Origin of the sequence: Sinomicrobium pectinilyticum (genome assembly GCF_003725735.1) — a bacterium.
Taxonomy (GTDB): Bacteria; Bacteroidota; Bacteroidia; order Flavobacteriales; family Flavobacteriaceae; genus Sinomicrobium; species Sinomicrobium pectinilyticum.
Genome location: NZ_RJTM01000104.1, coordinates 1 through 10,438 on the forward strand (window position 1 = coordinate 1; position 10,438 = coordinate 10,438).

Consider the following 10,438-nt stretch of genomic DNA (forward strand, 5'->3'; position numbering starts at 1 on the left):
ATCTCTCTTGAAGCTTATCCGTAATTGTATTTGAAGGTATTAACAAAAATATTATAACCGGAACAATAACAAGAGATAAGCCGGTTTCCAACTTTTTTAAACCATCATGATAATTTGAAGTATAAAGTAAAGAAGTTAAATACAGCCAGTACGGGGATGAATTTATAAAAAATCCTTTTATACTTCGCTTCTCCAATTTAAAATTAATACACGCTATACCAAATAATAAAATTATAGGTAAACCTTTAAACTTATTAGGTATCAATGGAAAAAAAGCCAACAGCAATAGCCCCCATTTCAAAAATCTCTCTTTTTTTTTACTGTTCATAAAAACATGTTTTTTGTTTCATCTCTTGCAAACTATTTTTACTCTCTGAGAAGATAAATATATTATCCCTGTTACAATAAAAAACACTATCAATTCATCGGAATAGGGCATCCTAAAAATTAATACTCCAATGAAAAAAGCAATTACCGAAGAAAAAAAAGAAGGTTTTATCAGCTTTTGGGTTAAGTATTCAGTTATATATAAAAGAAGAAGGATAAAGAGTATTCCAAGGTAGGAAAAATTCATATGCATTTCCCCTATCATTGTTGTTACCAATGAAGTCGAACCAAAAGCATCAGCTGCCATAATCGTAATACTTTCAGGTTTACTCGGCCAAATAGAACGAGGTACGTAAAAGAAAAAAGTTTTTAAATAAGTCTTACCATATAAAATATTATCATACCTATTAAATATATCATAAATGACATTGACATTAACTGATTCTGAGATATCCAGAAAAAACTTAGTGAAATTGAGTGGTTCTATATTTATTGCATTAAGCAGGTTTATATAAATAAATTGTGGTGTAGGTAAGCCATGTATGAAAATTTCGCCCCTAGCATGCCTGAATACCGAAGCTAAATATCCCAAAAGAAAGATAAAAGGTGCCAAAACCGGAGTTACTTTGAGAACCTTAACAGGATATTTCTTTAAAAGCAAAAGACTTACTATCACAAGAGTGATAAATAAATAGATTCTATTTCCGCTTATTACCATGTCAAAAATAGTGAAAACCATCAATCCAAATAAAAATCTATTAAATGGCATCTTATCTATTATCCATGAATGAATTAAAGCCCCTATTATCAATATTTTTGATGCGTTCAATATAAATGCTATAAAAACAGCAAAAGACCCGGATTTCTCAAAAAACTGATGTCTATTATAATACCAATTTCCTCCCTGTAATAATCCTGACCCAAAAAAAATCACCAATAAGGTTGCTAAATAAATCGTAAAGAAAATTTTTAACCTGGGATTATACTCCTTTATTTCCACCTTTTTTCGTGGAATTATATAATCTGAATACAAATAAAGTACAATAGAAAACAAATAGGCAATTAAAATAAAAGATGCTTTAATATCTTTGGTCAGACTAACATCCGATAAATGAGTTTGACTAAAATCTATTTGAGAAACAGGTATACTTCCAGTAGATATTAAGACTAAAACAGGAATAAAAACAAAGTACAAAACCCCAAAAGATATTCCTCCTTTAAATGTGATTCCTTTATTCCATAAGTTATCAAACAAGAAAAAAGCGATCAAAAAACACTCTACAAGAAATATAAAAGAGACTATTAAAGCCATATCACTTACTAATTAATTAATGATAAAAAGGGCTTTGCCATCTTCTCTATGGAATACCTTTCTGCACAAAAATTCTTTATTTTGTTTCTCTTACCAACCCAATAGGGCCTATTCTCAAAAAACAAAGTTAATTTTTCTGCTAAATCATTGATATCATCTGATCGAAAATACATGGAGTTTTCTCCTTCCACCACGCACTCTATTTCCGGCGAATGTGGTTCATCATCGGAGACTACCATAGGTACTCCAAATCCAAAACTTTGAGTAACCGAAAGTCCTATATATCCCGGAGAAACACTTATTAATGACGAATCATATAATTTTTTTAAAGCATTATAATCCCCCACATGACCAAACATCTTAACTCTATTGCCAAGTCCATGAGAATCGATAAACTTCTCTATAACCTCTCTTTCTTCTCCCTCTCCTACTATTAGTAAACTCGTCTCTCGTGGTAAACGCTCCATAATTTCATAAAAAGCCCGAATCAACAGAAACACCTTTTTCCCTTTGGTTAATCTACCAACATAAATAATATTATTGTGCTGCATTTCTGCTTGAAAAGCTTGCATTTCGGACGAAAAACACACAGAATTGGGAGCACAACTAATTGTTTTTTCAGGCATTTTTAATTCTAACTCCTTCTTTTGTGCTTGCGTATAAACTATAATTTCATCTCCTAAACTTCTTAAAATATGTCTTAATAAATCTCTTTTGCTTTTATTACCATCTCTTGGCCACGCATGACCCCACAAAACCGTTTTTCGACCAAATGTTTTTCTAAGTAGTAAAATAATCCAATTAGAAAGTATTCTGGGATTCATTTCCAAAACCATAATATTGTGCTTCAAAATTTCTTTCCAAAACCCCCCTAATTGAAACAACATTTTTCTTTTGAACAGAAAAAAATTATTTACATGATTATAAAATTCAATAGTTTGGTCACTAACAACAGACCTTTCAAAATAATTATTTCCTCCATAAAGACTGAAATTAGGCCCACTCCGCTCTTTTAAATATGAAAAAAACTTCTTCCTATAATCCGGTACTACTGTCTGAATAACTATTAATTTTCTCATTATCTTTTACAAATCGATTAAAATAGAACCACCCAAAAATCAATAGAACAAATTCCGTAAGTACAACAGAAAATGAAGTACCATATATCCCAAATAGGTTAACCAAAATCAAACTACAGCATAAATGCCATATCCCTCCAACAATTAAAATCTTCATTCTAATTTTATATGCCTTTATCGTAGGAAAAAACAATGTATTAAACAGCATATTCAACCCAGACAAAATAGCAACCAAACTCAATATTTTAAAAATCAATGCATAACGAACTATATGCAGATCGTTAAAAATCCAAAAAAGCAGTTTACCCCCAAAACTTAAAACAACTATCACCACCAGTCCTCCTACCAATAAAAGGAAAGGAATTAACTGCTTAACAAATTTGATTTTTTTCTCATTATTTTGCCCAACAAGCCAAGGATATATAGCTTGATAAAACGGGGCGTAAATATTTTTTACCGCCAAAAGCAATTTTTCCATACTTGCATATATCCCTGCAATATTATTTCCGCAAAAAATTCCTAACAAAAAAACATTACTCGTAGTATATAGGCTTGTTGCAAAATTAGAGACAAACAAACTAAAACTGTCAATAAAAAGACTACGCACCAATACTTTAGATACCTTTTTCAATCTAACCATCCGCAGAGCTAAACTAAATCCGAGAGCTCCGGATAAAATAAACCCTAAAGAATTATATAAGGGGACATATCTATAATCTACTTCTTCCTTTATCAGAAAAAAAACCAGAAAAGTAAAAATCAATTTAGCCAAAATATTAATAAAAGTAACGAATTTCATTTTTTCAATACCTTGAAAAAACCAAACAGGAAATAACGCCTGTCCTAGAACCATTCCAAAGCTTAAAAAATAAATTCCTGCATCTTGCCTAAACCTTTCAAAAGCATAAACAATAATTGAAAGAAATAAGAGACTAAATAAAACCAGTACTCCTTTAATAATCATTATGGCGGTAAAAACTTCTGCCTGTTTTGATTTATCATTTTTGGTCAAAGAAATTTCCCTTGTTCCACTCAGATTAAATCCAAAATCCACAAAAACAATTAGGAAGGTCATCAAAGACTGTGCAAAAGCAATTAATCCATATCGCTCTGTCCCCAGAACATATACTAAATATGGCAAAACTATAAGGGGCAATAAATAGTTTGCTCCTTGGAGAATTAGTAATGAAAAATAGTTGACTACTACTTGCTTATTACTCCTATATCTACGGAGTATTTCACTTATCATCCAGAATTATTTTTTTTGAATACTACTATATTTTATTTCTTTTAAATTCTTAATTATTTACAAACCACCGATAAGTATCTCTAATCCCTTCTTCCAACCCAATTCCTGCCTTCCATCCCAAGCTTTCCATTTTACTCACATCCATTAACTTTCTCGGGGTTCCATCGGGTTTAGAACTATCCCATACAATTTTTCCTTTATGACCTACTATTTTCTGAATTAACTCTGCCAAGTCTTTTATGGAAAGATCCGATCCTGTTCCTACATTATACAAATGCCCTGGCAGCTTTTCCTCCAACGTAAAAGCAACTGCATCCGCCATATCATCTACATGAAGAAACTCCCGTAAGGGTGTTCCACTTCCCCACAACACCACATCTGCATGCTCATTCTCTTTGGCCTCGTGAAATTTTCGAAGCATCGCAGGTAATACATGTGATGTTTTTAAGTCAAAATTATCATAAGGACCATATAAGTTGGTCGGCATTAAGCTAACAAAATCTTTATCATATTGCTTCCTTATGGCTTCACAAGCTTTAACCCCAGCAATTTTAGCAATAGCATACCATTCGTTAGTAGGTTCCAAAGAGGAGGTTAAAAGGTAATCTTCTTTAATTGGTTGAGGAGAAAGTTTTGGGTATATGCAGGAACTTCCTAAAAAAATAAACTTTTCCGCTTCGTATTTATGTGCCGCATCAATAAGGTTATTTTGTATTTGAAGATTCTCCATCAAAAACGGGTATGGGTATGTATTGTTCGCTAAAATTCCTCCCACCCTCGCTGCTGCATCAATCACTATTTCAGGGGTCTCTTTAGAAAAGAATTCAGAAACCGCATTCTGATTCCTTAAATCCAATTCTCCACTGGTTTTGCCTATTAAGTTTCCGTAACCCTTTTTCTCCAAAGCTCTCCATATAGCTGAACCTACCATCCCTCTGTGACCGGCTATATATATTTTACTGTCTTTTTCTATCATAAACTATAAAATTCTCAAAACATCTACATACTTTTCTCTTCTTACTCACTATTCGTAATAATTCATAATCTTATATCCACCGTTTCGTAGAAACTGATCTTTTTTCATAAGTTTCACATCACTTTTCATCATATCCGAAACCAACGCCGGTAAATCATACTCAGGCACCCATCCTAATTTTTTCTTTGCTTTGGATGCATCTCCTACAAGTAAATCCACTTCTGTTGGACGAAAATACTTAGGATCAACATTAAGAATCTCCTTCCCTTGGGGTAATTGATAATCCGGGTTATTACATCTCTTAACAAAAGCTTTTTCTTCTACTCCTTCTCCTTGAAAGTCTAATTCTATCCCAACCTCCGCAAAACTCATTCTTACAAAATCTCTAACTGTTGTTGTTTTTCCCGTAGCTATCACCCAATCTTCCGGCTCATCTGCCTGAAGTATCATCCACATCATACGGACATAGTCTTTGGCATGTCCCCAATCCCGTTTCGCATCCAAATTTCCAAGGTAGAACTTATCTTGTAGTCCTAACGCAATCCTTGCTGCAGCCCTGGTAATTTTACGAGTCACAAAAGTTTCTCCTCTTATAGGAGATTCATGGTTAAACAAAATACCGTTACAAGCAAACATTCCATAAGCTTCGCGATAGTTTACAGTTATCCAGTATGCATATATTTTAGCCACGGCATATGGAGATCGCGGATAAAAAGGAGTTTTCTCTGTTTGTGGTATTTCCTGGACTTTTCCGTATAATTCGGAAGTTGAAGCCTGGTATATTCTGGTTTTCTTCTCCAATCCCAGTAAACGCACCGCATCAAGTATACGAAGTGTTCCGATTCCATCTGCATTTGCAGTGTATTCCGGAGTTTCGAAAGAAACATGAACATGGCTCATCGCTGCCAAATTATAAATCTCATCCGGCTGTATCTCCTGGATCAACCTAATAAGGTTGGTACTATCCGTCATATCTCCGTAATGTAGAAAATAATTCCGGTTATTTACGTGCGGGTCCTGGTACAAATGATCAATCCTGTCTGTATTAAACAAAGAAGACCTTCTCTTAATTCCATGTACCTGATAGCCTTTTTTTAGTAAAAACTCGCTAAGATAGGCTCCGTCCTGTCCTGTCACTCCAGTGATTAATGCAACTTTATTATTCATACTATGATATTAACTTGTTAAGCTATAAAAAAGGAAATCATTGATAAGACGTCTCCCTTCCCAAACCGTTGCTTAAAAACCCGGTCTAATTTCATAAAAACATCTTTATTTCACCTTCTCCTCCGCGCAAAAGTACGATAATCCTTTAAAGTTCAAAGCGGAAACCCGTACCTTATTCCAAACACATTCTTTATCCTCATTTTGCGTACATTTGAATAAACAAAAGTCGCCAAATGCATATTCATCATATCGAAAACCGGAATTCTGTACTGAATCACTTTATCGCACAAGTACGCGACCGTGCTGTGCAAACCGACCGTATGAGGTTTCGGAGAAACCTGGAACGCATCGGGGAGGTTTTGGGTTATGAACTCAGTAAAACCCTTTCCTATGCTCCGAAATCCGTGACCACACCTTTGGGCGAAAAGGAAGTGCCGCTGGTGGAGAACGAGATGGTCATATGTTCTATTCTAAGAGCCGGGTTACCTTTTCACAACGGACTGCTCAATTATTTCGACCATGCTGAAAATGCATTTATCTCCGCTTACCGGCATCACACCGGGCAAGGGGATGATTTTGAGATCCGGGTGGAATACCTGTCCTCCCCTTCCCTGGACGGCAAAACGTTGCTCCTGGCCGATCCGATGCTGGCTACCGGGCAATCGTTTATTTCGGTATATGAGAGCCTGAAAAAACTGGGCACCCCGGCGGAAATACACCTTCTTGCCGTTATAGGCGCTAGGCCTGGCATTGAACTGGTGGAAAAACATTTCCCTTCCGACACCCACCTCTGGATTGCGGCGATAGACGATAAGCTGAACGATAAAGGATATATTATTCCCGGCCTGGGTGATGCCGGCGACCTTGCCTACGGCAGTAAATTACAGCACTGAAAAGCCCGTTTTACTAACTATATAAGGTCTGAAAAATTGTTTAATGGTTTTCCTCTCCCGATAATCCCGATGTCTATGGGGAGAAGAGGGGCGGACCGCTTTGCGGGACGGGAAGTTTTGACCAGCCCGAACGTTGGCGTATTTGCTTTTATGTTCCAGACTATCCCCATGGCTGGGGATTTCAGATACTCCCCCCGATTCAGCAACCATCGCCCGGATGAAGGTGGCTGAGTGCCAGCCGCAGGCTGGTGTATCGAAGCCACCGTTTTTATGGCTCGAAATAGCTGGGATAAAACCGATTTTCCGGGAAACAGGGTTGAAATCATTTTTGTCACCCATTAATTCCCGGTCACAAAACCAAAACACACTGAACTTACATCAGATAAACAGCAACACTACCGGTAAAATCACGAACAACCAAAGAATAAATTCTTTCCACCACTTCCTGGAGATCAGTTGCAGGTAATTGGTGATTAATACCGAAGCGGGGAAAAAGGCAAAAACCACTTCATCGCTCTCCCTGTTATTCGAAACTGCTGCTACCCCGGCAGCGGCCAGCAATGTTATGATAATCAGTAGCAAAGAAGACTGTATGGCAGAGGGTTTCGCCTTGTAGTTAGCTATAAAAGCCGCCAGGGCCAACAGGCTGAAAAATATGATCAGCGCTACCGGCAATATAAAGCCGACTGTTTTGGTTTTGATACTGTAAAAATTCACCGAAAACGGGAAAACCTCCTTTACCCATTCCAGATCGGCAAACCAGATCACATACGTAAACAGCAATAATGCCACTACAAAAGCAGAAACAAAAGGCACCAGCCAATTCCTGTAATCCCCCAGGCGATAAACCAGGATAGATGCAAATACTACCAGAAGAAACAGCAGGGCCCATTCGTAAAACAGGGCGGCCACGCAGATCCACAGGGCGGCGTCAAATATCTTCTGTTTTATTTGTATCAGCGACCGGATACTTATCATCCTCCGCAATGCCAGCAACACAAAAAGATTGGCCATGATGATTTCGCCACTACGGAATATCTGCGGAAACAGGGACAGGAATGCTACAAATAACAGCGGAGCATATGAATTACCTTCGCAAAGCGCATTTTTACGGATAATAAAATTAGTGAGAAAAATACTGAACACGAGAACCACGAATCCCGTAAACCGGGCAAAAAAAGCCGGTACCGTCCATTGGGTATCGTAAAGATAAAATTGTGTCATCCAGTAGAAAAAACCCACATAAAGTGCGATTAATAAAAGATTTATGGGTTTTGCCCGGTTAAAAAAACTGGAAATCATTTCGTGTTTTTATATTTTACAACGTAAAAAACGTAAATTTGCTGCGTAAATATAGTATAACTTTTACCTTCTGGTGATGAAATGCCTGTGAGCAACCATAATATTACCGGCATTTCTCCCGATCCCGATAGTTATCGGGATGACCATTAAAAAAACAATAAAAATAAACCGATGAAAGACTTTTTTGAAGGCATTCAGTACTTATTCGAAAACGTTCTCTTTTTACCCCTGCACTGGCTACGTGAATTAGAACTTGAAAATTGGTGGGCAGCAAATACATTAAACTGGATATTTATTATCATCTGTATGGCCGCCCTGCTATACTGGATCATGCAACTGAAAAAATACAATGATGCGGGAGAGGAATCTAATGAGATCACCGCGCATTCATTCCTTAAATAAGAGCTTGTTTAAACAATATTTTTTACAACAGGAACGGCATCCGAAGCGAATATCTCTTAACCGGAATATTTCCGTTTATATCAAAAGGTATTCGTTTCGGATGCCGTTATTTGTCTTTACAGGTCAAAACCTATATCTTTCCGGTAGTACATTCCGTCAAAGTCCAGTTTTTCCATATTCCGATAGGACTTTTGTAAAGCTTCCTTAAAATCCTTTCCGTAAGAAGTAACGGCTATGACACGCCCTCCGCTGGTCACGGTCTTACCATCTTTCAGGACGGTCCCGGCGTGAAAAACCAGGGATTCCCCGATAGCATCCTCCCCGGTAATCTCCTTTCCTTTCCGGTATGCTTCCGGATAGCCCCCGGAAACTGCCATTACGGTCGTAGCCGCCCGTTCATCCACTTCGAGGTCCACCTCATTCAAAGTACCTGCGCTTACCGCTTCAAAGATCTCCACCAGATCTGTTTTCACCCTGGGAAGCACCACTTCTGTTTCCGGGTCTCCCATACGCACATTATACTCTATAACATACGGATTGTCTCCTACTTTTATCAACCCTATGAATACAAAGCCTTTGTAAGGGAGATTATCTTCCTGCAATCCGGCGATCGTCGGTTTTATGATGCGTTCATCTATCTTTTTTACGAAAGCGTCATCCGCAAAAGGTACCGGCGACACCGCTCCCATTCCCCCGGTATTCAGCCCGGTATCCCCTTCTCCTATCCGCTTATAATCTTTTGCCATAGGAAGGGTGAGGTAGTTTTTTCCGTCGGTTACCACAAAACAGCTCAATTCAATGCCGCTCAGGAACTCTTCAATGACGACCTTGGCACTGGCATCTCCGAATTTTGCTTCGACCAGCATGTTTTTAAGTTCTGTCTTTGCCTCTTCCAGGTCATCCAGTATCAGTACTCCTTTTCCGGCTGCCAGTCCATCCGCTTTGAGGACATAGGGGGCATTCAGCGTTTCCAGGAAACCATAGCCCGCCTCCAGCTGGTCTTTGGTAAAACTCTGGTATGCCGCAGTGGGAATATCGTGCATGGCCATGAACTGTTTGGCAAATTCTTTACTTCCTTCGAGCAAAGCCGCCTTTTTTTGCGGACCTATCACAGCCACTTTGTTCAGTTGGGCATCATCCAGGAAATAATCGTGAATCCCCTTTACCAAAGGGTCTTCGGGCCCTACAACGACCATTTCGATATTTTCCCGGAGCACCAGTTCTTTTACCGCCCCGAAATCGGTAGCAGCTATATCCACATTGGTCACCGTACTCCCGGAAGCCAGCTTTGTCTTGGCCGTACCGGCATTGCCGGGGGCGACAAATAACCGCTTTACCTTATCGCTTTGTGCAATTTTCCAGGCAAATGTATGCTCTCTACCGCCGCTTCCCAGTATTAATATGTTCATCTGTTTGTTATTTTATAGTCTATAGTCAGGAGAAATCCTCCTCTGCCTTCCGCATCTCCCCAAGGGAGAACATTTCCTTTTTAATTTTATAGTAATCTATTTTGTACATGACAAAACCTGTTTTATGCAGATTTATCGGTAAATCAGTTTGGCCGATCCCGATATTTATCGGGATTAAAGGGAATCCGATTTTCCTCGATTCACCCTTTAGGGCAATGTCATTTAGTTAAGCCAATTTGTTCGTTTTTTGGCCTTTTTAAAGCTCCCCTCTTCAGATGAAGAGGGGTGGACCGCTTTGCGGGACGGGGAGTTTTGACCAGCC

At 38.2% G+C, this 10,438-nt stretch carries 10 protein-coding genes and 1 pseudogene; 2 read left to right on the top strand and 9 right to left on the bottom strand.

All coding sequences use genetic code 11. The features are described from left to right. The 6 genes and pseudogenes from ED312_RS14950 to gmd form a co-directional block, all read right to left on the bottom strand. Positions 1-328 (bottom strand): hypothetical protein (locus tag ED312_RS14950; protein WP_148044309.1); only part of this gene is annotated, 328 nt, incomplete at its 3' end. Positions 329-346: 18 nt separating this feature from the next. Further along, entirely contained in the window at positions 347-1,639 is a 1,293-nt protein-coding gene (locus ED312_RS14955) for a hypothetical protein (RefSeq protein ID WP_123216828.1), read from the bottom strand. Between the two features lie 8 nt (positions 1,640-1,647). Further along, positions 1,648-2,718, bottom strand: coding sequence for a glycosyltransferase family 4 protein (locus ED312_RS14960; protein WP_123216829.1), 1,071 nt, complete (start codon positions 2,716-2,718; stop codon positions 1,648-1,650). Then, on the bottom strand, positions 2,675-3,967 hold the full coding sequence (locus ED312_RS14965; protein ID WP_123216830.1) for an oligosaccharide flippase family protein: 1,293 nt from the start codon (positions 3,965-3,967) through the stop codon (positions 2,675-2,677). The genes ED312_RS14960 and ED312_RS14965 overlap by 44 nt, the downstream gene beginning before the upstream one ends. Before the next feature lie 6 nt (positions 3,968-3,973). Continuing rightward, positions 3,974-4,943, bottom strand: a pseudogene (locus tag ED312_RS14970) (GDP-L-fucose synthase family protein). Positions 4,944-4,991: 48 nt separating this feature from the next. Continuing rightward, positions 4,992-6,110 (bottom strand): GDP-mannose 4,6-dehydratase, encoded by a 1,119-nt coding sequence (gene gmd / locus ED312_RS14975; RefSeq protein WP_123216832.1) that lies wholly within the window; start codon positions 6,108-6,110, stop codon positions 4,992-4,994. 233 nt (positions 6,111-6,343) lie between these two features. On the opposite strand from gmd, the gene upp reads away from it, so the two are divergent. Next, complete coding sequence (gene upp / locus ED312_RS14980) at positions 6,344-7,003, top strand: uracil phosphoribosyltransferase (protein ID WP_123216833.1); 660 nt, start codon at positions 6,344-6,346, stop codon at positions 7,001-7,003. Here upp and ED312_RS14985 read toward each other — a convergent pair. Next, on the bottom strand, positions 6,992-7,342 hold the full coding sequence (locus ED312_RS14985; protein WP_148044310.1) for a hypothetical protein: 351 nt from the start codon (positions 7,340-7,342) through the stop codon (positions 6,992-6,994). The two genes, upp and ED312_RS14985, sit on opposite strands and share 12 nt — an antisense overlap. Positions 7,343-7,381: 39 nt before the next feature. Beyond that, positions 7,382-8,305 (bottom strand): DUF6427 family protein, encoded by a 924-nt coding sequence (locus ED312_RS14990; RefSeq protein ID WP_123216835.1) that lies wholly within the window; start codon positions 8,303-8,305, stop codon positions 7,382-7,384. A gap of 171 nt (positions 8,306-8,476) precedes the next feature. Between ED312_RS14990 and ED312_RS14995 the strand changes: the two genes are divergently transcribed. Continuing rightward, positions 8,477-8,707: a DUF6341 family protein gene (locus tag ED312_RS14995; RefSeq protein WP_123216836.1), complete on the top strand. Its 231-nt coding sequence runs from the start codon at positions 8,477-8,479 to the stop codon at positions 8,705-8,707. Between the two features lie 116 nt (positions 8,708-8,823). Here ED312_RS14995 and purD read toward each other — a convergent pair whose 3' ends face one another. Further along, a complete protein-coding gene (gene purD / locus ED312_RS15000) occupies positions 8,824-10,116 on the bottom strand; it encodes a phosphoribosylamine--glycine ligase (RefSeq protein WP_123216837.1) in 1,293 nt (430 codons plus the stop codon). Positions 10,117-10,438 lie beyond the last annotated feature (322 nt).